The sequence below is a fragment of the Vibrio sp. KMM 9700 genome, from assembly GCF_058545285.1.
The window spans coordinates 859,261-884,931 of sequence record NZ_CM178590.1; the positions used below are offsets into that span (position 1 = coordinate 859,261).

Sequence of the window (25,671 nt, forward strand, 5' to 3'; positions counted from 1 at the left end):
TATTGTGTGGGGAGAGAAGAGGGTTACAGCTCGCTACCGTTCGATTCAATCACTTTTTTATACCAATAGAAGCTGTCTTTCTTATAGCGTTTGAGCTCTTTTTCACTTTCTTCATCACGGTCAACATAAATAAAGCCGTAACGTTTTGCATAGCCGTTTAACCAGCTAAACAAGTCTTGGCATGACCAAGTACAGTAAGAGATCACTTCACAACCTTCTTCAATGGCAGCGTCAATTGCCTGAATGTGCGCCTTGAGATAATCGATACGATAATCATCATGCACTTTGCCATCTTCCGTTAAGGTATCAAAAGCGCCAAGGCCATTTTCACTGATAAGGATTGGCAAATTATAACGTGAAGTAATGCGACGTAGTGACACGCGCAGACCATCCGGGTCAATTGCCCAGTTCCAATCCGTTAGTTTCACATAGTCGTTGTCAGCGCGAGCGAAGAGTTTATCTGTTGGAATGTTCGTCACATCAGAAACAACCGAAACGTCAGCCGCTTTGCCAGCTTTAGCTTCTTCACGTACTGCATTTGGATCCGCGTAAGTTGCAGACTGATAATAGTTCACGCCCATAAAGTCACAGGTGCCAGCTTTTAATAGCTCAGCATCCCCATTTTCAAATGGGATAGAAAGACCAAGGTTTTCAAGCAATTTGACTGCAATTTTTGGATATTTACCAAAGGCATAGACATCCATCCATAAGAAGTTGTCAATCTCTTGCGCATTTTCCATCGCTAACACATCTTCTGGCTTTTCAGATTTTGCATAGGTTGGCGAATAGGCAAAACTAGCGCCGATTTTGCCATCGATTTGCATTTCTTTAAATAGCTTAATAGCGCTCGCATTCGCAAGGCTTGCAATATGGTTTGCATTTAAAAAGCGTTGATAATCAGAAACTTTTGGCGGGTGAATCTTTTGAACATAACCAAGACCAGTAAAGATATTTTGCTCATTTAAGCTCACCCAATAGCGAACTTTTGAGCCAAACTCTTCGAATAAAACTTTTGCATAATTGGTAAAGTCTTCAATAATCTGGCGACCTTCCCAGCCGGCATATTCATCTTGCAGAGTTTGCGGTAGATCCCAGTGGTACATAGTTAAAATTGGCTCAATATTGTGCGCAATTAACTTGTCGATCATACGATGATAAAATGCAATGCCTTCTGGGTTGATGGTGCGGCCATCTGGCATAATACGTGGCCAAGATACAGAAAAACGATAAGCTTGTAGGCCCATTTCTGCCATTAACTCAATATCTTCTTCATACTTATGATAGAAATCAATCGCCACTTCACCCGTGGTATTTTTGAATGTATTGCCTGGAATATTTGAATAGGTATCCCAAATCGATGGGCCTTTGCCATCTAAACTTGCTGCACCTTCGATCTGATATGCAGCGGTTGCGCTACCCCAAAGAAAATCTTTTTGAAATGCCATTGCGTGTTCCTTAAGTATAAAACTATATGGTTTTAAAATTACAATACCTAGTTTTTTGGACATTGCCAAGCCTTTCCCTAGATTTTTATGCCTAGATCACAAAATTAATTCATCTTGGGTTTCACTTGATTAAGCTTTACACTGAGTATTCAGTCGGACTCTAAATAGAGGTGCTATGTTTTTATTTGCTAAGTTTTATCAACTCGCAAGAAGCTCTAAACTTTTGTTTGCACTTGCGTTATTTATCATTTGTATCCCATTTAGCCTAGTTTTAGCCTTTGGCTTCTATGCTTTATTTTATTTTGATTATGCCATTGAATTTGCATGCTTGAGTGCAGGCTTAAGTTTATGTTTATTCGCAATCTTTTATTGGTTGAGGGGGCAAGCTGAACGTTCGCTGCAAGTGCTTGAAAGTGATATCAAAGCAGATGATGATATTAAAGCTCTTGCTGAGCAGACCTTAGTCAAGCCAGATAAAGATTGGAATCAAAAGGACAGACAGGTGTGGCACGCGCTTGTGCAACAGATCAACCAAGACTTAAGCCATGCAAGTGAGTGGAAAGACTTAGAAGCGCACAGTTTAAAATTAATTGAAACAGCCTCAATGCATTATTCTAAACAATCCTTTGAATTCAGTTTGTTAGAAGGCTTAGCGTTTGTCGAAGAAGTGAGTTATAGATATCGCGGGATGCTTGAAACCTATTTGCCTGGCGCTGAGTATGTGACTGTGTCACAAATCAAGGCAAGCTATTTATTTGCCCAAAAGCACGGTGAAAAAAGTGTCAATCTTGCTAAAAATGCAGTCTTACTTTACCGCTTATTACGCTTAACTAACCCTGTATCAGCGCTTGTCGGAGAAATTCGCGGTAAGTTTGTGGATGAACTCACGCAAGATATGCTTGATAAAATTCAATTCAATCTTAAAAAAGCCTTGTTACAAGAAGTCGCCAGCTTAAGTATTGACCTCTATTCAGGCCGTTTTGTAGTGAGACCCACTCAGGTTCAAACGAGCAACATTCATCAGCAAGATAAAGCGAACTTAGCGCCAAAACTCGAACCGATTCGTATTGCCATTGTTGGGCAAATCAGCGCCGGTAAATCATCGTTGGTGAATTATTTAAAACAAGAAATTGCGGCAGAAGTTGATATTCTACCGGCGACATCGCACGCCAAGACTTATCAATATCATCTGGCAGAAGGACAAGATCTTTACCTTTTAGACATGGCTGGTTTAGAGCAAGCGAATTTAGCTGACAAAGCGTATTTAAATTCGATTTTTCAAGCAGATCTTATTCTTTGGGTACTGAAGGCCAATCAAAGTGCGCGAGCCCAAGATAAAGCGCTAAAAGATGCGTTAGATAACTATTTTGCCCAAGCAGAAAATAAACATAAACAGCGTCCGCAAATATTGGGCATTTTAAATCAAATCGATTTGCTTGCCCCGGAACATGTTGACGGTGCTGTTACCTATAACCAAGACTTGCTTGGTATTGATGTGATTATCTCAATGTCGTTAACCGAAAAAGATAAAGTTGATTTAGACAAGCTAGAAAGTCTGATTGGTAAGCATTTAGATGCGGCGAAACAAGTCCAATTAAACCGCCAACAGTACCAAGCTTATCAAAACCAAAAAAGTCTTTCTGGGCAAGCTGTACGCTTATTTAAAAGCGGTAAGGTGATTTTTAAACATGCCTTGGATACCCGAGCGAAATAAGCATAAGCTGATTTTTACGCCCACCTAATGCAAACAGCGCATCAATAAAAGATAATGATGCGCTGTTTTTGGTTGCTTAATTTTTGCCACTGTCAGCAGGTGGTGTATGGGGCGTTGGGCCATCAGTGGTAGGTGTCACTGGGTCCAAATTATCTGCTGTTAGATTTGCCTGCGCATTGTCTTGCGCTAGGTGTGAGTTTTCTTGCGCGGCAGTTTGCATTGTGTCTACTTTTTCTTCTTTTGTGTCTAACTCTTCATCGAGATGTTGTGGGCTAGTGCGATAAGAAATAGGTGGGTTTGCCGGATCAAGTGGCACATCGGTTTGCTGTAATTTGTCTTTTTTCAGCGTACGGTGCAAAAGCTGCGTATAAATAGGTTGTCCGCCAAGCATTTGCGCTGTAATCGTTGCGCCTAAGCTTGTGATAATCAAAGGTAAAATTAAGTAATAGTTATTGGTCATTTCAATAACCAGTAAAATGCCGGTAATCGGTGCGCGTACGGTCGCAGCAAATAAAGCGCCCATGCCTGCAATCGCAAACATCCCAGGATCTATATTAAGGCTTGGATCTATCCACATGGCAAAGTGGCCAAAGAAGGTGCCAAATAAAGTGCCAAGCGCAAGCATAGGTGCAAAAATGCCGCCCGGCGCGCCAGAGCCAAAGCAAAGCAAGGTGGTGACGATACGTGCAACAAATAAAAACAGTAGCATATTCATGCTAAAGTCACCGGTTGTAGCATGTGGAATGATCTCAATCCCGCCGCCAGTTAATTCAGGGATATAAAGCAACAATAAGCCAAACATGCCCCCAATTGAAGTACCAAGAATAAGGTAACGTTTGCGATCATTTTTATGAATGGCGACGAATAAATCTTGGGTTAAGGTAATGAGTTTATTAAATAAAACGCCAAAACAGCCAAAGAGTAAACCGAGCACAAGAAACAACCACAAGACATGCAGTTCAGGCGGCTGATATTGCGGCATGGTAATCACCGCGCTTTGCCCTTGCAAGCTACGAAAAACGATATTAGCCGTAATCGCGGAGATAATCACAGCTTTAATCGAAATCAAGTTATAGCGAAAGTGTGGACGCATTTCCTCGACCACAAACATAATCCCTGCAAGTGGCGCATTAAAGGCCGCAGCAAGACCGCCAGCTGCGCCAGAGGCAAGTAAAGAATGGCGACCGTCTCCATCCTTGAGTTTGAAAATATCACTCACCATGCGGCCAATATTACCACCCATTTGAACCGTTGGTCCTTCGCGACCAAGTACCATCCCTGAACCGAGTGCGCCAAGTCCACCAAAGAACTTAACTGGCAATACGCGCCACCAACGAACAGGGCGGACATCATCCATCGCGCCTTCAATTTCAGGAATACCTGAGCCTGCAGCTTCGGGTGCGAAGCGATGCACAAGGTAATACCCAATAAAAGCAAGGCCGGCGCTGACGACAACAGCCGCTAACCAAAGTGGTAATGTCGAGGATAGTTTTTCACGTAGCCATTCGGTGCGGATTTCAGTGACCCAGTGTACGCCAATTTCAAAAAAGGTGCCGATAAAGCCTGCGCCAAGCCCGACTAAAACAGATAGTAATAAAACTGAGTAAGGGGTTTTGTCACGTGAAACAAGTAGGCCACGTAACGGAATTTTTCGTTTAGATTTAAGAGGTTCTGACTGTTTTGAGGCTTCACTTTCAGGATCTGAGGTGTCAGCATTGGGCGCTGTAGATGGCTCTTTTGATGCTTCTGTTGGTACGCTATTTGCGGTTGTGTTTTGTGTCGATTGGTTTTCAAATTGTTTGGAAGAAGGTGTTGCGGATGGCTCAGAGCTTGACTGCATGATGATAACCTTAGAGAAACAAAAACGAAAAAAATTCAATGATGAAGAGTCTTTATTTATATTACACGAACTTCGACGCAAAAATAGGCGCATGAGATCAAAAAATTTCATAAAAATTAAATGAAATTCACATCCTTGTTTAAATATTACACAAACCCCTTGCAAGTGCGTGATGCTGCGCTAGAATTAAAGACAAGTAAAGAGTCATGAGTAGAAAAGAAAAGGAGGTATATGCTTTATTTCGTAAACAGTGCAAACGTTTTTTGTACACATTATGCAAGCATCAAAGTAGCTATCTCTGATAACCTTGCAAATTTTTAAGGTTTGAACACGAAAAGCTTTTAAGTTTGAACACGAATGTTTTTGAACATCCCCGAAAGGGAGCCAGCGAAGTCTAAGTGAACCTATCAGTGCAGATCGTTAGACTTCATTTTATCAGGGCAATAATCCTTTGATAAGCTATGTATCCTCGTTAAACCATGGATATGTATATGTCGCGAAAGCACCTTGTTGAAGATTATTGGGATCAAATGGCCGTTAACTTCAAAAGATAAGCAACTGTTCCATATACGAAGTTGACATACATACAATTTGGAAGTTAAACCTTGGCGTAAGGTGCAAGCCTTAGTCAAAAAGAATCAAATACCTCATTTTGTGATTGAGAACCTAGCTTGATTAAGCACTATCTCAATACGTATGCCACGAAAAGGCTGAGGGCGAAGGGCGCACATAAATTATGGTGCGCCTTTTGTGTGTCTATCAGCTCTTATTTTCTAAACCTGCCTCAATAAAAAAAGCCACAACCAATATTGGATGCAGCTTTCCTTATCTATATCCCTATTTGTTAAAGCGTCTGCGGATGCAAGCAAACCCCAGTACAAGTATGCTGGCAATACCAAAACTACCACCGCCACCACCGGATGAAGTGCTGCTTGGCGTAGCTTCGGTACTTGTTACTTCTTGAGGATCATCGATGGACTCTGTATCTTCAGTCGTATCATCAATTTGATCTGCGCCTGCCGACACTCCAATAAGATCTTCCCTTTGCTCTGGGCTAATAAATTGGACTAAGGAATCTTGTGCGACGCTGCTTTGTTGCATGACGCCTGCAATCCAGTCACTAAAGTCGGCGACTTCTGTATAAACGCTTTGATAGAGAGCATCGGGATCGCCACATAGCTCTGGACCAAAACTTACAACACCAATTTGCACAGCGCCATGACTAAGATCAGCGATTAAAGGGCCACCCGAGTCTCCAGAACAAGGGCCAGATCGTAAACCATTCACTGGCGAGGCGGTCGTACAAATCTGACTGTCGCTTAAATCAATCCCGCTATTTTGTCGACATTTTTCTTGATCCATATAGTCCATACGCGCAAAACGAAGGGCATCACTGGTCTGATTTGGGTTATTTTGTTGTAGGCCATATCCAAGCACTTGAAAAACAGAATCTTCTTTGCGGTAATTTGACTCATCTGAAATGTCTGCTAAACCGATAAATTCAGATACATTTAATGCCGGCTCAGCTAATTTTAAGATTGCAATATCATTATCAAATGGATTCTTTTCTTGATAATTTGTAGGAATATAAATCGCTTCAACATAATGGCGCAAACTGGTTCGGAAAATATCGCGTTCAATTGAATTGACGTTATTGATGACCATGAGGCGAATATTGGTTTGGATATCAGTTTGGCTTTGCGGGTATATACAATGCGCGGCAGTGAGCACATAAGTTTCATTTAAAAAACTTGCGCTACAGATAATTTGCACATTTGAGGGAACTTCATCGTTAAAGTCGAGCGCAACTAATCCCATATAAGGTGCTTGGCTTGCGCTAAGTACTTGTCCGTTGACGATTCGTTCTTGCGCTGATAAAGGATTTGTTTGAGCGCTGGGCTGTACATCACTTGCGAAAGTTGTCAGGCTTAAACTCGTTAAGATTAAACCTGATAAATATGTTAAAGCTAAAAGAGGTTTCATTCGATGTCCTTATCTCAATCAAAACTCTCCTAAGTATAGGAAAACTTTATTATTACACAATGAGTGCAAGGTTAAGTTTTGTCAAACATTGATCAAGGTGTAAACCAGTTCAACTCTTTATGTAATTGAGTCACACTGCCGACAACGATTAATGCAGGGCTAATCGCTTTTTGCGCCATTTCAGCTAACTGACTTAGCTCACCTGTATAGACCTTTTGCTCTTTGGTTGTGCCTTTTTCAATAATTGCGCAAGGCGTTTTGGGGTCGAGATTATTATCGAGCAGGTTTTGCATGATAACGGGTGATTGTTTAAGACCCATGTAAAAGACGAGAGTATGATTATCATGCGCAAGACTTTTCCAGTTAATATCTTTGCCATGGGCTTTCAGATGACCAGTAATAAACTGAACACTTTGGGAGTGATCTCTGTGAGTGAGTGGAATGCCTGCATATGCAGTTGCACCCGAGGCTGCCGTGATCCCCGGAATGACTTCAAAGGAAACCCCTGCGCGTGCTAATTCTTGTACTTCTTCACCACCACGCCCATAAATAAAAGGATCGCCACCTTTGATGCGTACAACACTAGCACCAGATGCAGCTTCATCAATTAAGATTTGGTTGATTTCTTCTTGCGGAACAAAGTGATGGTCGAGCTTTTTGCCGACATAAATAAGTTTCGCACTTGGGCTAACAAGCGCCATAATTTCTTTAGAGACTAAGCGATCATACACCACCACATCGGCAGATTGGATAAGGCGTAATCCTTTAACCGTTAAAAGCTCAGGATCGCCAGGGCCTGCGCCGACAAGGTAGACTTTATTTTCTAGTTTTTTTAAATCTGTGCTCATTGCTCATTATCCTTTATTTTTTCTTTTTAGATAATATGTTTTAAATATCAGCGCTGCAATAAAGAAGGGCATTTTAAGATATATTTTTTGGTTATAGGATAATCATAAAAAAAGCATAAACAATCAGTGATCATTTATGCTTTTATATGCTCTGCTGAGTAATTAAGCAGTTTTTTGTGCTAACTCTTGCGTTTGTGCTTCAGGACGTTGCTCTTTTGGGGTTGCAAACCAGTAGCCGTAACCCATGAAGACTGCGCCAGATACAAAGTTACCAAGCGATACCCAAAGGAGGTTGTGACCGATGCCGCTTAGGGTAAACTCACTTGAATGCGCACCAAAGTAAGACAGAGCAAAGATGGTCATGTTTGCAATCGAGTGCTCATAACCTGCGCCGATAAAGGCAAGTAAACACCACCAGATAGCGATAAATTTGCTTGAACCTTCCACACGTTGGCACATCCAAATTGCAAGACAAACTAACCAGTTACACAAAATGCCTTTAAAGAATAGGCTGCTTGCCGATGCAGTGGTTTTACCTAGCGCCGCTGCGTGTAAGAAGCTATCAGCTTTTGGTAGCAATGCGCCGCCACCTGCAAGGTAGAATAAGTAAGCAACAAAGATAGAGCCTAGTAGGTTACCTAACCAAGTTTGTGGCAAGACAACAAAGTTTTGACCCCAAGTGGTTTTCTTGGTTAATGCGCCAAAGGCTAAAAACATGGTGTGACCGGTGAAAAGCTCAGAGCCTGCGATGATCACTAAGGTTAAGGCGATACCAAAGGTTGCGCCCATCACAAGTGGACGAACGCTTGGATCAACAAGGTTACCTAGAGTGAAGATTAAGATAATGCCAAGGCCAACATACGCGCCAGCCATTGCTGAGCCGATCCAAAACCCAAGCGGGTTATTGGCTGCGAGGTTAACAATACGCTTGGCATTATTAGCACATTTTTCAATGGTTTCTGTATACATAATAGTATCCTAAAAGTTAAAGTTAAAAATGGATACTGATAAGCAGGTGGCATGCGTTGCTAGACAGCTGCTTATGGATATCAATTTTTCAAACTTTCTCTAGGCCTTAGTAAAATTAACTCGGTCTAGAATAAAACTAGGTGTGGTCATTTGTGGATAAAAGTTTAAAACCACAGGGATGTGGTTTTCAAAGCGCCCAAGGATGGCTTGAGCGTCTTTTCGTAGCAAAGACCATGCCTAGTTATTTAGTGTTTAAATCAACTTACGCTTGCACTTCCACTTGGTTTGCTTTCACGCGTACCGGGTAAGCGTTAATGGACATGGCTTCATCTTCCATACACACGCCGGTTTCAAGATGAAAGCGCTGCTTTTTCAGCGGGCTTGCAATCCAAAGTGCGTCATCATATTCACAGACTAAGCCGCGCGACAGGACGTTTGCTTTTGCAAATGGGTCCATGTTGTCTAGCGCAAAAACCTTGTCATCATTGCTTGGACGAAATAGTGCAACTTGCTTACCAGCAACCAAAGCGCACACACCAGTACGTGGCGTAATATCGTCGAGTTTACAAACTTTTGTCCAACTAGCCATTATGCCATCTCCTCTGTAGTGTTGAGATCAGTGTGGAAAATATCGCCTTTTAGCTCAGGGTGCTTTTCTACCCAAGTCGCAGGGCGTAGTTGTGCACGCTCAGCTACAAATTGAACGTTTTCATCACGTTCATCTGAGTTGATGAAGTGGCTAAAGCGTTTCAGCTGCGCTTTATCATCAAGCGTTGCTTGCCATTCACATGAATAGTCTTCGATGAGTTTCGCTACGTCTGCTTCAAGTTGATCATTGATGCCTAAGGTATCCTCAACAATCACTTTACGTAGATAATCAATGCCGCCTTCTAGGTTTTCAAGCCAAACTGAAGTACGTTGCAATTTATCGGCCGTGCGGATGTAGAACATCATGTAGCGGTCGATATATTTGATGAGGGTTTGGGTATCTAAATCAGAAGCAAGTAAATCAGCATGACGCGGGTTCATCCCACCGTTACCACATACATACATGTTCCAACCTGCATCTGTCGCAATGATGCCTAAGTCTTTACCTTGTGCTTCGGCGCACTCACGGGTACAACCTGATACACCAAACTTCATTTTATGCGGGGTACGAATACCTTTGTAGCGGTTTTCAAGTTGCACGCCAAGACCAACACTGTCTTGTACGCCAAAACGACACCAAGTGCTGCCGACACAAGTTTTCGCCATACGCAGTGCTTTGGCATAGGCTTGACCCGTCTCAAAACCAGCTGCAATAAGTTTTTCCCAAATCACAGGTAAGTCATCTTTTTGCGCGCCAAATAGGCCGATACGTTGTGCGCCGGTGATTTTCGTATAAAGGTTAAACTCTTCTGCAACTTGTGCTACCGCAGCCAGACCTTGTGGCGTGACTTCACCACCAGCCATACGTGGGATCACAGAATAAGTGCCATCTTTTTGCATGTTGCCAAGGAAGTTATCATTGGTATCTTGCAGGCCAACCAGTTCAGGTTTAAGGATATGATCACCCCAGCAAGACGCTAAGATAGAACCAACCGTTGGTTTACAGACTTCACAGCCATGACCTTGACCATGTTTTTCCAAGAGTTCATCAAAGCTTTTGATTTCTTCGATGCGGCATAGGTGGAAGAGTTCTTGACGCGAGTAGTCAAAGTGCGCGCACAAATGGTTGTTAACTTCAATCCCAGCTTTTGCAAGCTCAGCATTAAGTACTTGACCTATCATAGGCAAGCAGCCGCCGCAGCCCGTACCCGCTTTAGTAAGCGATTTGATTTCACCAACAGTGGTTGCGCCTTCGCTCACTGCTTGTGCAATGCTGCCTTTGGTCACATCAAAGCATGAACAAATTACCGCTGAATCAGGTAGGGCATCTGCGCCCATAGCTGGTTTTTCAGCGCCGGCGTGTGCAGGTAAAATAAGTGTGTCTGGATGCTCAGGCAAATCCATATCATTGAGATGAAGTTGCAATAGGTTGCCATAATCAGAAGTATCTCCGACTAACACTGCGCCAAGTAGTTTTTTACCATCTTTTGAAACGATTAGGCGCTTATACACATCATCGCTGTCATTTTGATACACATAGCTTTTGCTCTCAGGCGTGCGGCCATTGGCATCTCCAATACTTCCCACTTTTACGCCAAGAAGTTTTAGTTTTGCGCTCATGTCTGCGCCTTCAAATGTCATGTCGTTACCTAAAAGGTGCGCGACAGCTACTTGCGCCATTTTATAACCTGGGGCAACTAGACCAAAGAAGGTTTGATTCCAAGATGCACATTCACCAATCGCGTAGACATCTGGATCGCTGGTTTGACAGTTGTCATTGATAGCGATACCGCCACGTGGGGCAATCTCAAGATTGGCAGCTTTAGCTAGTTTGTCTTGCGGGCGAATGCCTGCTGAGAACACGATAAAGTCGGTTTCAAGCTCAGTGCCATCTGCAAACACCATTTTGTTGCGTGCCGTTTCGCCTTCTGCTTTGATTTCAAGCGTATTTTTGCTGGTGTGAACTTGTACACCCATACGCTCGATTTTGTTACGCAGTTTTAAGCCGCCTTGACCGTCTAATTGCTCTGCCATTAGAACCGGTGCAAATTCAACCACATGGGTTTCAACGCCAAGTGCTTTCAATGCGCCAGCCGCTTCGAGGCCAAGTAGACCGCCACCGACAACCACGCCGCTTTTGCTATTTTTCGCGCAGGCTTCAATAGCTTTTAGATCTTCAATCGTGCGGTAAACAAAGCAATCTTTGCTATCGTTGCCTTTGATTGGTGGGACAAATGGGTAAGAGCCAGTTGCCATGATGAGTTTGTCGTAATGAAGTTCACGACCTGAACTTGAATAAACAATTTTCTTCTCACGATCGATAGTGATCGCACGCTCGCCAACAAATACGTTCACGCCGTGTTTGGCATAAAAACCTTCTTTCACAAGAGAAAGTTCTTCAGCGGTATGGTGAGAGAAGTATGAAGAAAGGTGAACCCTGTCATATGCGACTCGTGGTTCTTCGCACAGGGCGCTAATTTCAAATTGTTCAAGTTGCGCTTTTTCGACTAGATCTTCAATAAAGCGATGGCCGACCATGCCATTGCCTATGATCAATATTTTAGATTTGCTCATCATGCTGCACTCTTATAATAATAAAACTGCCTACATAATGGCGAAGATTTAACATTCAAAACTGATCCAGATCAACTTCGATCGACAACTACACTTTAGGGTTAACTCCAAATGGGTAAAAATAGCGTTTTTTAAATATTTTTTTACATTTACTATTATTTAATTGTGAATCTTTCTCACAAACTGGATTTAATTTATTTGCAAAAATATTAATCGTCTATTTGTATGATTTATTTAAGAAGGTGAAATAAATATAACTGCTCATTTAGGGTTAGATGTATACACATCGTAACAGTTTAGCGGTGCTTTCAAAGACGATCGAAGCAATTTATCTAAGATGCTTGTTTGGGATCTGTTTATCAAACCCAAAACGAAAAAAAGCCCCATACGAGATGAGGCTTGTTTGCATTCTTTCATTGATAAATGATAAGAGCTTATTTAAATGACTTAGTTTTTATCTTTCGTTAGACCTAAAAGGCCCATAGAAATAAGCGCAACCGCTGCAAAACCAGATAAGATAATGACTGGCATCGCGATATAGCCTAAAACATGCCAAATGACGTATTCAACTGTTCCCATTGTATTCTCCTTTGGTTTGAGCAGGCTTATTGCCAACCTTCAACGCCACTCATGTCAGGTAGTTTGTGTGCAATACCTTTATGGCAATCAACACAAGTTTTGTCACCTGTTGCAAGGGCTGTTGAGTGTTGTTTCGCACTACGTGGGCCTTGTTCTGAGAAGTCCATATAATCAAATTGGTGACAGTTACGACACTCTTGAGAATCATTGTCTTTCATTCGCTTCCATTCACGTGAAGCAAGGTGCGCACGACGTGCTTGAAACTTCTCTTCCGTATCAATGGTGCCCATAGCAAAAGCAAATAGCTCTTTTGACGCTTGTACTTTACGTACGATTTTATCTGTCCAGTTATGCGGCACGTGACAATCAGAGCAGATTGCACGCACACCAGAACGGTTCGAGTAGTGAATCGTTTCGCGAATTTCTTTCACGATAGGGGCGTGACAGCCAGAGCAAAACTCTTCAGTGTTGGTTGCTTCCATCCCGGTATTGAATGCACCCCAAAACAATAGGCCACCCATAAATCCAAGGAAGAGCACAAGCCCAACAGCAGCTTTACTTGGCGATGAAAAACGCGTCCATAATGCTTTTAAAAATTTCATATTTATCTCTCTTAGGTGACCCAAACTTGGATCACCTCTTGATTAAACAGCCAACCACTTATTTTTGAAGTGATTTCACGCTCTCAAAATCATTTTCCACCAGCGGTTTTGCATCAGCTTGTGGCACGTGACATTGTAAACAGAAGTAGCGACGTGGTGACACATCAGAAAGTACTTCATCTTCACGGTTCATATAGTGGGTCACACTAATTTTAGTTGCGCCCATATCTTTTGCATTTTTCCAGCTGTGGCAAGATAAACATTTGTTTGCGTTTAATGATACTTCATAACCACGAATGTTATGCGGGATCAAAGGTGGCTGATAAACATAGCTTGAGTCCAGTTTATGATCGCGTGGGAAACGCTTCATTTCATCTGCTGGACGTGTGGTTTCAAGCTCTGTCGCGCCACGTAGTGATTCTACACCACCGATGCCGCCAGGGTTATTGATTTCTGGTTGTGTACTTGCAGGCAAAGTCGCCTGCGTTTGTTGTGTCGCTTCTTCGGTTGCGTGCGCCGCACCTAGGCCAACGACAAGACTTGCTGCAACAAGTGCAATCAGCTTTTTCATAATTATCTCCGATATATCAGGCAGCGCAAATTTCGGCTGCCTTGGTCGATTGAGTCAAGGTGCTTTAAGCCACTTTCGTAATACGAACAGGACATTTTTTGAAGTCCGTTTGTTTTGAAAGTGGATCGGTTGCATCTAAAATCAGCTTGTTCACCAAAATACGTGCGTCAAAGAATGGTACAAACACCAAACCTTGCGGTGGACGGTTACGACCACGTGTTTCAACACGAGCACGAACTTCACCACGCGGTGACTGAATTAGAACCTCTTGACCACGGCGTAGATCGCGTTTTTCAGCATCATCTGGGTGCATAAAGCAAAGTGCATCTGGCACAGCTTTATACAGCTCAGGAACGCGACGCGTCATCGTACCTGTATGCCAGTGCTCCAGCACACGACCAGTACATAGCCACATATCAAAGTCTTCATTTGGCACTTCAGGTGGCGCTTCATATGGCGCAGAGATAATTAACGCTTTGCCATCCGGCTTACCGTAGAAATCAAAACCTTCACGTTTCGCATATGGGTCATACTCAGGGTTGAAACGCCATAGGGTTTCTTTGCCATCAACAACCGGCCAACGTAGGCCGCGTACAGTGTGGTACACATCATAAGGGGCTAAGTCGTGACCGTGGCCGCGACCAAAGGCTGCGTATTCTTCAAACAGACCTTTTTGTACGTAGAAGCCAGCTGCTTGTGCATCATCGTTAAGCTCTTGCGCCTGCGATAATGGGTACTTATCAACCGTACCGTTTTTAAATAGCACGTCATACATAGTTTTGTCTGCCATTTCTGGTGCTTTTTCTAGCAGTTCAGCAGGCCATACATCACTCATTTTGAAGCGTTTAGAGAACTCCATGATCTGCCAAAGGTCAGATTTAGCTTCGCCATTGGCTTTTACTTGTTGATACCAAGCTTGGGTACGGCGCTCAGCGTTACCATAAGCACCTTCTTTTTCGACCCACATTGCTGTTGGTAGGATAAGATCAGACGCTTGCGCGGTTGCAGTTGGGTAAGGGTCTGAACAAACAATGAAGTTTTCAGGGTTACGATAACCTGGCAGACGCTCAGTGTTAATGTTTGGACCGGCTTGCATGTTGTTGTTACACATTACCCAGTATGCGTTTAATACGCCATCGTGGAGCATGCGATCTTGTTGAACCGCGTGGAAACCCGGTTTTGGTGGCACAGTGCCTTCAGGTAGTTTCCAGATAGATTCTGCAATTTTACGGTGCTCAGGGTTAGCAACCACCATATCTGCAGGCAGACGGTGTGCAAAGGTGCCGACTTCACGCGCCGTACCACAAGCTGACGGTTGACCCGTTAGCGAGAATGGGCTGTTACCTGGGCTTGAGATTTTACCTGTTAATAGGTGCAGGTTATACACTAGGCTTTGCATCCACACGCCACGCGTATGTTGGTTCATACCCATGGTCCAAAGTGACATCACTTTACGCTCAGGATCGGCATATTGTTTTGCTAGATCAAGCAGTGCGTCTTGTGATACACCCGACATTTCTGATGCTTTTTCAAGCGTATATGGCGCAACAGAGGCTTTATATGCTTCAAAGTCAATCGCTGCAAGATCGCCACTATTCGGGTTTTTCGCTTTGACTTGGAGTGGATCGTCATCACGCAAGCCGTAACCAATGTCAGTAGCCGCTTGTTTGAAGTGGGTGTGCTTGTTCACAAAATCCCAATTTACGGCATCGTTTTGGATGATGTAGTTGGCGATATAGTTAGCAATAACAAGGTCAGTTTGAGGGTGGAAGATCATGCCACTATCAGCCAGTTCAAATGAACGGTGTGTATACGTCGATAGTACGTTCACTTTCACTGTGTCTGGATTACTTAGACGGCGATCGGTAATACGCGTCCAAAGTACAGGGTGCATTTCTGCCATGTTTGAACCCCAAAGTACGAAAGAATCCGCATTTTCGAAGTCATCATAACAACCCATTGGCTCATCAATACCAAAGGTACGCATAAAGCCGACTACCGCAGATGCCATACAGTGGCGTGCATTCGGGTCGATGTTGTTTGAACGAAAACCTGCTTTCATTAATTTAACGGCAGCATAGCCTTCCATCACAGTCCATTGACCAGAACCAAACATACCCACGCTGGTTGGGCCTTTTTTCTTGATTGCTTCTTTGAATTTCTCAGCCATCACATCGAAAGCTTGATCCCAAGAAACTGGTGTAAATTCACCATCTTTGGCAAATTTACCATCTTTCATACGTAGAAGCGGGGTTTGTAGGCGGTCTTGACCGTACATGATTTTAGAAAGGAAGTAACCTTTAATACAGTTCAAACCTTTGTTTACAGGTGCTTGTGGGTCACCTTGAGTTGCCACAACTTTACCACCTTGGGTACCGACTAACACAGAGCAGCCTGTCCCACAAAAACGACAAGGAGCTTTATCCCACTTGATTTTTGTTTCATCAGAGCTTGCGATAAGGTTTGTCGCACCTGCAGGGAGGCTTATCCCTGCCACTGCCGCCGCCGAGGCAGCTGCGTTCGCTTTCACAAACGCGCGTCTTGACATTTTCATAATTTAATTCCAGTGTTTTATTAAATTTATTGAATCAATGAATTTAGTTGTTGTTATAGTGTGTTTTTCGTCTTAATCTTCAAGATTTGGCTCAATCTGATGATAGATAAGCGCAGCACTTAATACGTGCTCCAGTTGATTGATCTTATCTATACTATCTGTCATGTAGCCTTGATTTTCAGTTTCCATGACGACAACAATTTTGCCTTCAGGGCTATCGGCATACACTTCTGCGCCTTCAACTTGCGCAATTTGGGCTTTGACAGCTTCAAGGTGCTCAGGCACAACATGAACCACTAAACTTGATATATGCACTTCATTTAGTGCCATTGGGTTTTCCTTTTCATAATAAACATCAACCGGACAGGATTAATGTTTGGTTTGCATTTCAATCGCATCACTCGGGCAAGGGGACACACAAGCGCCACATGCGGTGCAATTGTCTAAAATACTTGGCGTCGCAGCCTGACCGATTTGGAGTGTGAAGCGAATCGCCATCTCAGGGCATGAATCTTGACAGGCGCGACATTCAACCCCATTAAAAGCAAGGCAATTCTCTTTGATCTTAGCCTGAATTGTCCAAGGTTTTTCGGACTTAGGTCTGAAAATAACACTTTGTGATGAGTTGTCTGCAATTGCGCAAGCGCTCGCGCACTCATAGCAAAATTCACATTCGCCTAAGTGGAAATCAACTTGTGGAAAGCCGCCTTCGCCTTGGATAATAATTTGAGTGGGGCAAGCTAAGACGCATGCTTGGCAGCGCGTACAGTCATGCAGGAAATTTTCATTTGCCCAAGGCAGATTTGGAATTTGAGTATCAGTATGGCGCGTAAATAGACGACGTCGAGAGAGATCTGGTTGCTTGTTTGCGAGTGGCTTACTTGGCGAGGTATGGATAGCAATGTTTTCAGCTTTGGAAGCGGCGTCCAAATCTGTTTTATGGTTTGAAAATAATTTTTTAGCCAATTGCTTCATTTATTTTGCCTTACATCCACAAGCGTGAGCTGCTCTTCCTGAGTCATTCAAAGGGCGATTATCATACAAATTTAAACAAACGTAACGGTGACAAATACTTTGTAAAAATGTGTGCTTTTTCAATGTGTAATTTTAGTTGACCAATGTGCGCATGAAATACCCACTAGGGGGTAAATAGGGGGGTGTATTGCGCTAGATCAAATAAAAACCTATAGTTTTATAGCACCTTACGCAATATTAAGAATTTTTGTTCACCTGACATATTTTTTTAGACTTTAAATTAAGTATGTTAAACTGCCATCTATTTAAGAGCCTTATAGTTTTGAATCACACAACTCGCCCACTCAAACCACTCGCCCATGTTATCGGGGTGAAAATGCTGTTTATTGTGACCCTGTCACTGTTTGCTGTTTGTGTTTCATTTGTCACCTTAGTATATAGCCTGCGTGATGCGGAAGTGGTGAATATTTCAGGCTCAATGCGGATGCAAAGCTATCGTTTAGCAACGGATTTGTTAGTTCAACCAGAAGCCTTACCTGAACATATTCAAAATTATCAAGACTCCTTAAATGCGGATGTCATGCTTGCCTTAAATTCGCCTTTTGTCCCCAAAGATATTCGAACCCAATATTCAGATATTTCAAAACGTTGGCAAGAGTTATCACAGCAGCTCCAATCCGAAGATAGAATGGCTTATTTGCAAGAAGTGCAAAGCCTTGTCGCGCAAATTGATCGCTTTGTATATAGCTTACAAGAGTTTTCAGAATTCAAATTAAAATTGCTGACAATCGTCGGTGGTGTGTGCGTCTTATTTATTCTATTTTGCGCCATCTTTATCATGCGCTTTGTACGCCGTGAAGTCGTGCATCCACTCGAATCATTAGTCAAAGCTTCTAAACAAGTACAAGCTAAAAATTTCGATGTTAAACTGGAAACCAACAGTCTGACTGAGCTTGGTATTCTAGGCTCTACTTTTGAACAAATGGCGGCAGATCTTAAACACTTATACACAGGTCTCGAAGCTTTAGTTGACCAAAAGACGCAAGCGTTGCAAAAAGCTAACCAATCATTGAATTTGTTGTACCATAGCTCAGAATCGATTTCGGCAGCACGTCTGACGACGAGTCATTTTCAGCAAATATTAGAATACATGCTGCAGATTCAAGGCGTCGCTGCGGTAAGCTTAAAAATTGAACAATATGGGGATAACAATATCTGTTTAGAAGCAGGAATGCCAAATAATCAGATGTGGCACACTTATCCTTTGACACAAGGTCAATTAAATTTAGGTATACTTAAGTGGCAGGCGACGGGTGATGAGGTCGATCGTGACTTAATTGAAAGCATGGCGCGGATGATGGCGCGTGGAATTTATTTTGAACAAGGGCAAAAGCGCGCCGAGCAAGTTATTTTAATGGAAGAGCGTGCGACCATTGCGCGTGAATTGCATGATTCATTGGCGCAATCCTTGTCTTATTTGAAAATCCAAGTTGTGCTATTAAAACGGTCGATGACACAAAGCCAATGTCGAAAAGTATGCGCACCAGCAGAAGATATTTTATTAGAAATTGAAGATGTATTGTCTAATGCTTATATTCAATTAAGAGAATTGCTCAATACATTTAGGTTATCAGTCGAAGAAGCTGATTTTGGCGTGGCGCTGAGCCAAATTTTAGAGCCATTAAAAACCCAAACTAAGGCGGAGTTTCATTTAAATAATGAATTGTCATCAATTGAAATTTCAGCAGCGAAGCAAGTTCATTTATTACAATTTATTCGTGAGGCGTGCATTAATGCGATTAAACATGCGAATGCGAGCCAAATTAATGTGAACTGTATTCAAACCAAAGATCAAATCCAGATCCAGATTAAAGATAACGGCATAGGCTTTGATCCTAGCCATGAAAAACCGAACCATTATGGTTTAAATATTATGCAAGAGCGCGCGAGTCGCTTACAAGCAAAGTGTCAGATTTTATCTAAACCTGATGAAGGTTGCGAAGTGAATTTGACCATGAGTTTATTAAACGAGGAAAACGAATGTCTATAACAAAAGTGATGCTAGTTGATGATCACCCTTTAATGCGTCGCGGTTTAGTTCAATTACTTGCACTTGAAGAAAGTTTTGAAGTCGTAGGGGAAGCTAATAATGGCACTGAGGCGATTGCGCTCGCTAACTCTGAGCAGCCAGACTTAATCTTACTTGATTTAAATATGAAAGGCATGTCAGGTCTAGATACATTAAAAGCGCTGCGCAAAGAAGAAGTCGATGCACGCATTATTATCCTCACCGTTTCGGATAATCCACTTGATATTGATACACTTGTACGCGCTGGGGCGGATGGTTATCTATTAAAAGATATGGAGCCAGACGCGCTGATCCAGGCCCTTCTGCAAGCGAGCCAAGGTGAAAATGTCTACAGTGAGTTAGTCCAAGAATACCTTGAACAAAAAGGTGACAAAGGGGACATCTTTGAGCGTTTAACGGATCGAGAATTTCAGATTCTACAAGAAGTGGCGAAAGGGCATCGTAACCGTCAGATCGCTGAAACCTTGTTTATTTCAGAGTCTACCGTTAAAGTTCATATGAAAAGTTTATTGAAAAAACTTGAAGTGCCGTCTCGCACTGCGGCAACGGTTTTATACCTTGAGCGCTTTCAAGGCTAAAACATTTATTATTTCCACTAATTCTAAAATAAACGGATTGGTTTTAGAATTAGCGGAATAAAATTATTCAACACTTTCTTATTCTTTCCCAATTTCATTTCTAAAAATAATTACGCTTGTAATTTTATCAAATATAAAATCTTATGTTACCTAAATGTAAGATACATTGTTCAGTTATTTTGTTGACATTTAATTAATAAATTTTTTATTTACTTCTAGTGTGATGCATGTCTCATTTATCTCTGTGAGTTATGAGGCTTTACAGATAATTTATGTAGAATCAAGCACGTAACATACTTGCTCTTTTATTTAACAATATTAACAATGCAAACAGGATGTTGGCTGGCTAGAGAAATGAACGGAAATTTTTTCGCGCGACAAACTAAAATTATTGCTCTATCACTCACTCTGATTTGCTCAATTGTTATTGGTGTTCAAGAAGTGAGTAAATTTAACATTAAGATGCAATCTGTGTTACTTCCTTCCGTGCGTTTATTTCTTGAGCGCCTGGCAATGGAGTCGCGTGACCAACTTCAATTTTTGAAATTTAATTCTGAGCAAAATACTCAAGCAGCGTCGTTAAAAAATGCTAAGAATATCTCTAACTGTTTATCTAACGTTGAATATCAATCCGAAACGAATCAATTTACCTTATTAAATCAAACCGCTACGACCAAAGGTGGTGGTAATTTATATGGAAATGATAATTTTCCTTCTTATAGCTTCCAAGAGCGTAAAAACTTATGTCATGTCATTTTATCGAGCCGTGCCAATCTTGAATTTATTCGTTTAAATCAAAAAGAGCATGTTCAAGCCGCGAGCTATAGCTTTATTTCAAGATTTAATCATTATACTTTTATCTATAAGGCAGATCAAAAGGCCACTTTGAGTGATTATTTTTCTGAGGCAAAATTTGTTCGTGACAGTTATCGCTCATTTGCTCAACAAAGCGATCCATTCTGGGTGTTACGTGCACCAAGTTTAAGTGATGAAACCGATGGTAAACTCATCTTTATACAGAATGTAGAGAATCAATTCGGCAATACCATTGGTTTTTTTGCAAGAAGTTTTAACTTAAGTGATTTAAGACAGTACTCCCGTGAGAAAATTTGGAATGATACAACAACGAGAAATTTATTAACGTTTGGCCAGCTAGTGATCAACAGCCAAGAGCAAGAGATATATCGCTCTGGAAGCACAGATTTTAATTCTCCATTGATCAAACCATATGTTTTTCAAGCAGATAATTCTAGTTTTAGCGATCCTGAGTTTAAGCAATTTACCATTCACTATGAAATTCCTTATGCAAATTTAGTCATTGCTATCTTTGACTGTAACAAGCTGCTTTTATTTATTCCATTTATTGTATTTTTTGGTTTCTTTTATCTGTGCCGTCATTTACTTTTAAGCTTAAAGGAAAATGATAAGCAAAACTATGATGCCATGACCAAGGTGTTAAACCGTCAAGGCTTAATTAATAAAGTGAAACCTAAAGTTCAAAAGAAACTAGCAAATAACCAACGCATCCATATTCTAGCGCTCGATGCGAATGAATTTAAACTAATCAATGATAAATATGGCCATGATATCGGCGATAAGGCAATTAATGTCATTGCACGTAGCGCAGAATATAGCACGAGAGAAGATGATGATGTGATTCGCTTGGGCGGGGATGAGTTTTTAGTTTTACTTTATACAAGTATGACGGCTGATTTCTGTGCGCAGAAATTTATTAGAGATTTAAATCGACGTATTGGTTTTGCTTGCAAGAAACAAAATATCCCACGCTTTAATGTTTCTTATGGGTATTTTTGCTTTGATATTGACTCACATATTTCTTTTGAAAATGCGATGCGTGAGGCTGATCATTTGCTCGTTCAACGTAAGCGTCAAGAAAAATTAAATAGTATTGATGATGGGATCCAGCCTTATGAAATTGGCTTGACGAAAGCTGAGCAATTATTAAAGCAAAATATGCACAAGAAATTAGACTTTGTGGCGGCTGAATTTGAGTTACAGCAGAGCCTGAATTTGAAAACATTAAAAACGTATCGTTTTAGTTTAAGTTATGTGATGAGCAGTTATTTCGAATTAGTGTTTATGCCAACATCAGCTCACCAAGATTTGTCTAACTTCAGGATGAATATTGTCGATTCTCATCATCGTAGTGAGGTTTCAACCGCGGTATTCTTTTATCTTTTTACAAACTTTTGTAAGGCATTACTTGAAACATCTCATCTTAGTGATGAAGAAAGGGTCGTATTTGAAAAAATTCGCTCTTACGAAGCTTATTATATATCCAGCTTGAAGCTTCGCTCATAATGAAAGTATAGATAATTGAAATGCAAGCCAATAATGTATAAAAAAGGTTTATCAATTGACAGTATGATAACCTAAACATGACAATAGGTGGCATTTACTCACGAACTTTATAGGGTTTAATGACGTGATTCGTGTATAATGACGCGTCATTTTTACTATCTCTAAGCGCTATGAAATTCCAACTGTCCCAAGCCCACACTAAGTTTATCGCCATCCTTTTAACTCTTTTAAGTTTTGTCGCTTTAGCTGTAAATGATTATAGCTTACTCAAAAGCAAGTTTGAAAAAGAGTTGTTACCTAACATTAGTAAAATGCTTAATCAATTGGCTGAGGCGACGCAAGATCAGCTTGAATTTATTCAGTTTAATACTGTCAAATCTTACTCTCCCTATGTAAACAGTGAGAGTTTTGATTTAGATGCCTGCCTTTATAATATTAAATATAATATAAAAACCAATTCATTTGGTGCCACGCCCTTGGGAGATTCTGCACATATCTCATCTAAAGACGGTGTTTTAATTGGGCGTGGTGATTTTCAGCAGTTCTCTACCAAAGAGAAGAATCGACTTTGTTATATTGTGACCTCTGCCAACTCAAACTCTGAGCTCATCCGCTTAGCTAAAAATGATGCGACATTAAATTCGGAATATTATTTTATTTCGCGTTTCAGTGATTATACTTTTTTGTATGATTCGTATTATTCAACAAATATTATCAATACATTTCAGCCTAGTTTTATTCGTGATGATTTTAAACGTGCGAATGAAAGAAACGCTCAGTTTTGGGTCTCTCTCACCCATAAGAGTGCGTACAAAGATAAAAATATTATCTCTTTTGTAAAAAATATCACCAATGAATACAACAATGTAGTTGGCTTCTTAGTTCGTTCTTTTTCGATTAAAGATCTTAATGATCTTGCATATAAATCAATCTGGCAATCAAGTATCGAACAGTCGCTTTTAAGTCGTGGCCAGCTTTTTGTAAAAAATAAAGATGTTATCTATCAGGGGGATAAGTCAGATTTAAATACAAGTCAATACGATGATCTTATCTTTGAACAAGCACAAAGCTCGAATACTTTTGTCTCATCTGCTTTTGGCGGGTTTGACACCTCTTTTCGTATTCCTCTGGTAAACCTTCCGTTTATATTGATTTCACAAAATAAAGATCTGCTTTATGTGCCGTTTATTTTGTTCTTTGTCTTTTATTATTTGATTCGTCAGTTGGTAAATAGCTTGCATGAATCGGATAGACAGCATTATGACGGCATGACCAAAGTATATAATCGCAAAGGCTTTCAAAAAAAGGTTAAGTTAAAAATTAAAAAGCAAGTTGGCCTGAATAAAACAGCGCATATAATGGCCTTGGATGCGAATCAGTTTAAAATGATCAATGATAAGTATGGCCATGAAATGGGCGATCAGGCGATTAAAGTGATTGCCCAGAGTGCACTTGCGATTTCACGAGAAGAAGACGACGTCATACGCCTTGGAGGGGATGAGTTTTTATTGGTCGTGTATGTGCCAACTAATATCGAGTTCAGCCCGGATGAATTTTTATATTCACTCAATCGCAAAATTTCTTATGAGTGTAAGGCCAAATCTGTTCCTTTATTTACAGTAACGATAGGCCATGTGGCTTATACGCTCGAAACCTCAATGACTCTAGATAGTGTACTTAAGCAAGCCGATAAAATCTTATTAGAAAAAAAGTGGCTCGAAAAGGTGGAGCGCATACATCAAGGCAGTGATCCATATCAAATTAAACTGACGCAAGCTGAGTTGGCGATTAAAGGAAAAATCGCCTTGCAAATGAACTATATTCAATCTGAGGAGGGCTTACAAAAAGTTCTCAATGATAGTATTTTGTCAGCATATCGCACCAAGCTTAATTATATGATGAGCAATTATTTTCGTTTGATTTTCTCAACGCGCGTGTGTGATGAAGCTGAACTACATAACTTTAGAATGAACTTAGTCGAGACGCATCACTTACATGATGTTTCGATGTCGGTATTTTATCTCTTGTTTATCAAATATATGAATCTAATGACAGCTGAGATATTCCTGACAGAGGAAGAGGAGTGCGTGTTAAATCGAATCGTTGCACATGAGATGTATTATATTTCAAGTTTACGACTACGTTAGTGACATTCATCTACAAGCCGATTTGTTTTAAGTAAAAAAAGCAGCATCACCAAACTTTAGTGTGCTGCTTTTCTATTTGTATTGACGTTATTGATTAGTTTACTAGCGACTTCACTGGTGCTTCTTTTAAATCATTAACATTATCTTTTGCGTTGGATACAGAGTCACCAAGGTTATCTGTCGCTTTATCAACTTTCTTGGTTGTTTTTTTGACTGCTTTTTTCGCATCTTTAGTTGCATCATCCACTGCGCGATCAGCAGTTTTTGCTGGTGTACAACGACCAGAAACACCTGTTGTTGCTTTAACCGCAGCATTGGTTGCTACTTTTGATGCATCGCAATCAGGGTTGACCACACCTGCATGAGCAAGGCTTGCGCCAAGAGTAAGAAGTGTTGCAGCAAAGAGTTTGCTCAATTTCATGATCATTTATCCTTTTTTTAAGTGTGTGCTCATTTTATACCAGAAAAGTTACATTTTTTGCAAATCTTTTCAAAGTTTGTGTCATGTCTTAGTTACATTATCTATTTGATTGCTTGCAGGTTAGCAAACACATGATGTAAGTCTTGATGCTTTTGGCTATCGTTAAGATCTAAATTTGCTCGGATGTGGCTTAAGTGATGACGCATTTTGGAAATTGCGCTATGTGTATCTTTTGCTTCAATTGCATCGAGTAATGCTGTGTGTTCATCCTCTGAGCAGTTACTATTATTACTGCCTTCATATTGAGCGATTAATAATGAGGTTTGAGAAACTAAACTGCGCATAAACTGCAATAAAGGTTGGTTGTTTGCCATTTTGGCGAGCACAATATGAAACTCACCGGAAAGACGAATGCCTTTGCCCACATCACCGTTTTGATAAGCGGTTTGTTCGGCTTGCACTAACTCACGCATTTTTTGCATGAGCTTTGGCGTGTGATGTTGCACCGCTAATTCTACTATCGCCAATTCAGCAATTTCACGCGCAATTAAGATTTGCTTCGCTTCTTCTATACTCGGACTTGCAACGCTAGCGCCTTTATTTGGCCTGATGGTCACAACTTGTTCCATCGACAGACGCAGCAAGGCGCGACGGATAATCGTACGGCTGACGCCGAAAATATCACTTAAAGACTCTTCATTAAGCTTGGTTTTGGGAGACAGGCGCTGCTCTAAAATCGCATCAAAAATATGGCAATAGACAATATCATCTTGCGTTTGCTTGACTTCAGTTTTAGCTTGTTTCATTGACGGATTAACCTTTAGGCTATGATCGATAATATTCATCCCAATTATACCCAAGTGATTAAAAAA

Annotated in this window: 19 protein-coding genes and 1 pseudogene; 5 read left to right on the forward strand and 15 right to left on the reverse strand. The window is 41.1% G+C overall.

Features of this window, described 5'->3' with window-relative positions:
• Nucleotides 1-23: 23 nt before the first annotated feature.
• Nucleotides 24-1,445 (reverse strand): glycoside hydrolase family 1 protein, encoded by a 1,422-nt coding sequence (locus AC2VOY_RS15160; protein ID WP_491833413.1) that lies wholly within the window; start codon nucleotides 1,443-1,445, stop codon nucleotides 24-26.
• A 175-nt stretch (nucleotides 1,446-1,620) separates the two neighbouring features.
• Here AC2VOY_RS15160 and AC2VOY_RS15165 point away from each other — a divergent pair, with 175 nt between their 5' ends.
• Entirely contained in the window at nucleotides 1,621-3,159 is a 1,539-nt protein-coding gene (locus AC2VOY_RS15165; RefSeq protein WP_491833415.1) for a GTPase family protein, read from the forward strand.
• Between the two features lie 310 nt (nucleotides 3,160-3,469).
• Here the strand turns inward: AC2VOY_RS15165 and clcA are convergent.
• The 12 genes and pseudogenes from clcA to napF form a co-directional block, all read right to left on the reverse strand.
• Nucleotides 3,470-4,999 (reverse strand): annotated as a pseudogene (gene clcA, locus AC2VOY_RS15170) (H(+)/Cl(-) exchange transporter ClcA); the annotation flags it as partial.
• A gap of 837 nt (nucleotides 5,000-5,836) precedes the next feature.
• Entirely contained in the window at nucleotides 5,837-6,982 is a 1,146-nt protein-coding gene (locus AC2VOY_RS15175) for a S1 family peptidase (RefSeq protein WP_491833417.1), read from the reverse strand.
• A 92-nt stretch (nucleotides 6,983-7,074) separates the two neighbouring features.
• Nucleotides 7,075-7,830: a uroporphyrinogen-III C-methyltransferase gene (cobA, locus tag AC2VOY_RS15180; protein WP_491833418.1), complete on the reverse strand. Its 756-nt coding sequence runs from the start codon at nucleotides 7,828-7,830 to the stop codon at nucleotides 7,075-7,077.
• A gap of 162 nt (nucleotides 7,831-7,992) precedes the next feature.
• Nucleotides 7,993-8,799 carry a nitrite transporter NirC gene (gene nirC / locus AC2VOY_RS15185; RefSeq protein WP_491833420.1) on the reverse strand — a complete coding sequence of 269 codons (807 nt, stop codon included), beginning with the start codon at nucleotides 8,797-8,799 and terminating at the stop codon, nucleotides 7,993-7,995.
• A gap of 262 nt (nucleotides 8,800-9,061) precedes the next feature.
• A complete protein-coding gene (gene nirD / locus AC2VOY_RS15190; protein ID WP_491833422.1) occupies nucleotides 9,062-9,388 on the reverse strand; it encodes a nitrite reductase small subunit NirD in 327 nt (108 codons plus the stop codon).
• On the reverse strand, nucleotides 9,388-11,961 hold the full coding sequence (nirB, locus tag AC2VOY_RS15195; protein ID WP_491834156.1) for a nitrite reductase large subunit NirB: 2,574 nt from the start codon (nucleotides 11,959-11,961) through the stop codon (nucleotides 9,388-9,390). The genes nirD and nirB overlap by 1 nt, the downstream gene beginning before the upstream one ends.
• Nucleotides 11,962-12,408: 447 nt before the next feature.
• On the reverse strand, nucleotides 12,409-12,540 hold the full coding sequence (locus AC2VOY_RS15200; protein ID WP_491833424.1) for a TIGR02808 family protein: 132 nt from the start codon (nucleotides 12,538-12,540) through the stop codon (nucleotides 12,409-12,411).
• 26 nt (nucleotides 12,541-12,566) lie between these two features.
• Nucleotides 12,567-13,142, reverse strand: a complete 576-nt coding sequence (locus tag AC2VOY_RS15205; RefSeq protein WP_491833426.1) for a NapC/NirT family cytochrome c — start codon at nucleotides 13,140-13,142, stop codon at nucleotides 12,567-12,569.
• A 58-nt stretch (nucleotides 13,143-13,200) separates the two neighbouring features.
• The gene (locus tag AC2VOY_RS15210; RefSeq protein WP_491834157.1) at nucleotides 13,201-13,716 is read right to left on the reverse strand and encodes a nitrate reductase cytochrome c-type subunit; all 516 of its coding nucleotides are present in this window, start codon (nucleotides 13,714-13,716) and stop codon (nucleotides 13,201-13,203) included.
• Nucleotides 13,717-13,777: 61 nt separating this feature from the next.
• Nucleotides 13,778-16,267 (reverse strand): periplasmic nitrate reductase subunit alpha, encoded by a 2,490-nt coding sequence (napA, locus tag AC2VOY_RS15215; RefSeq protein WP_491833428.1) that lies wholly within the window; start codon nucleotides 16,265-16,267, stop codon nucleotides 13,778-13,780.
• Nucleotides 16,268-16,339: 72 nt separating this feature from the next.
• The gene (locus tag AC2VOY_RS15220; RefSeq protein WP_491833430.1) at nucleotides 16,340-16,597 is read right to left on the reverse strand and encodes a chaperone NapD; all 258 of its coding nucleotides are present in this window, start codon (nucleotides 16,595-16,597) and stop codon (nucleotides 16,340-16,342) included.
• A gap of 39 nt (nucleotides 16,598-16,636) precedes the next feature.
• The gene (gene napF / locus AC2VOY_RS15225) at nucleotides 16,637-17,242 is read right to left on the reverse strand and encodes a ferredoxin-type protein NapF (protein WP_491833433.1); all 606 of its coding nucleotides are present in this window, start codon (nucleotides 17,240-17,242) and stop codon (nucleotides 16,637-16,639) included.
• Nucleotides 17,243-17,564: 322 nt separating this feature from the next.
• Here napF and narQ point away from each other — a divergent pair, with 322 nt between their 5' ends.
• The 4 genes from narQ (at nucleotide 17,565) to AC2VOY_RS15245 (ending at nucleotide 24,378) form a co-directional block, all read left to right on the forward strand.
• A complete protein-coding gene (narQ, locus tag AC2VOY_RS15230; protein WP_491833435.1) occupies nucleotides 17,565-19,292 on the forward strand; it encodes a nitrate/nitrite two-component system sensor histidine kinase NarQ in 1,728 nt (575 codons plus the stop codon).
• Entirely contained in the window at nucleotides 19,283-19,909 is a 627-nt protein-coding gene (locus AC2VOY_RS15235) for a response regulator (RefSeq protein WP_491833437.1), read from the forward strand. The genes narQ and AC2VOY_RS15235 overlap by 10 nt, the downstream gene beginning before the upstream one ends.
• 297 nt (nucleotides 19,910-20,206) lie before the next feature.
• Nucleotides 20,207-22,231, forward strand: coding sequence for a GGDEF domain-containing protein (locus AC2VOY_RS15240; RefSeq protein WP_491833439.1), 2,025 nt, complete (start codon nucleotides 20,207-20,209; stop codon nucleotides 22,229-22,231).
• 170 nt (nucleotides 22,232-22,401) lie between these two features.
• Nucleotides 22,402-24,378: a GGDEF domain-containing protein gene (locus tag AC2VOY_RS15245; RefSeq protein ID WP_491833441.1), complete on the forward strand. Its 1,977-nt coding sequence runs from the start codon at nucleotides 22,402-22,404 to the stop codon at nucleotides 24,376-24,378.
• A 94-nt stretch (nucleotides 24,379-24,472) separates the two neighbouring features.
• Here AC2VOY_RS15245 and AC2VOY_RS15250 read toward each other — a convergent pair whose 3' ends face one another.
• Complete coding sequence (locus AC2VOY_RS15250) at nucleotides 24,473-24,799, reverse strand: hypothetical protein (protein WP_491833443.1); 327 nt, start codon at nucleotides 24,797-24,799, stop codon at nucleotides 24,473-24,475.
• A gap of 101 nt (nucleotides 24,800-24,900) precedes the next feature.
• Nucleotides 24,901-25,605, reverse strand: coding sequence for a GntR family transcriptional regulator (locus AC2VOY_RS15255; protein WP_491833445.1), 705 nt, complete (start codon nucleotides 25,603-25,605; stop codon nucleotides 24,901-24,903).
• Nucleotides 25,606-25,671 lie beyond the last annotated feature (66 nt).

Bases quoted from the DNA above. Each gene is read 5' to 3' on its own strand.
- AC2VOY_RS15160 (WP_491833413.1), bottom strand. From the start codon at position 1,445: ATGGCATTTCAAAAAGATTTTCTTTGGGGTAGCGCAACCGCTGCATAT.
- AC2VOY_RS15165 (WP_491833415.1), top strand. From the start codon at position 1,621: ATGTTTTTATTTGCTAAGTTTTATCAACTCGCAAGAAGCTCTAAACTT.
- AC2VOY_RS15175 (WP_491833417.1), bottom strand. From the start codon at position 6,982: ATGAAACCTCTTTTAGCTTTAACATATTTATCAGGTTTAATCTTAACG.
- cobA (WP_491833418.1), bottom strand. From the start codon at position 7,830: ATGAGCACAGATTTAAAAAAACTAGAAAATAAAGTCTACCTTGTCGGC.
- nirC (WP_491833420.1), bottom strand. From the start codon at position 8,799: ATGTATACAGAAACCATTGAAAAATGTGCTAATAATGCCAAGCGTATT.
- nirD (WP_491833422.1), bottom strand. From the start codon at position 9,388: ATGGCTAGTTGGACAAAAGTTTGTAAACTCGACGATATTACGCCACGT.
- nirB (WP_491834156.1), bottom strand. From the start codon at position 11,961: ATGAGCAAATCTAAAATATTGATCATAGGCAATGGCATGGTCGGCCAT.
- AC2VOY_RS15200 (WP_491833424.1), bottom strand. From the start codon at position 12,540: ATGGGAACAGTTGAATACGTCATTTGGCATGTTTTAGGCTATATCGCG.
- AC2VOY_RS15205 (WP_491833426.1), bottom strand. From the start codon at position 13,142: ATGAAATTTTTAAAAGCATTATGGACGCGTTTTTCATCGCCAAGTAAA.
- napA (WP_491833428.1), bottom strand. From the start codon at position 16,267: ATGAAAATGTCAAGACGCGCGTTTGTGAAAGCGAACGCAGCTGCCTCG.
- AC2VOY_RS15220 (WP_491833430.1), bottom strand. From the start codon at position 16,597: ATGGCACTAAATGAAGTGCATATATCAAGTTTAGTGGTTCATGTTGTG.
- napF (WP_491833433.1), bottom strand. From the start codon at position 17,242: ATGAAGCAATTGGCTAAAAAATTATTTTCAAACCATAAAACAGATTTG.
- AC2VOY_RS15235 (WP_491833437.1), top strand. From the start codon at position 19,283: ATGTCTATAACAAAAGTGATGCTAGTTGATGATCACCCTTTAATGCGT.
- AC2VOY_RS15245 (WP_491833441.1), top strand. From the start codon at position 22,402: ATGAAATTCCAACTGTCCCAAGCCCACACTAAGTTTATCGCCATCCTT.
- AC2VOY_RS15250 (WP_491833443.1), bottom strand. From the start codon at position 24,799: ATGAAATTGAGCAAACTCTTTGCTGCAACACTTCTTACTCTTGGCGCA.
- AC2VOY_RS15255 (WP_491833445.1), bottom strand. From the start codon at position 25,605: ATGAAACAAGCTAAAACTGAAGTCAAGCAAACGCAAGATGATATTGTC.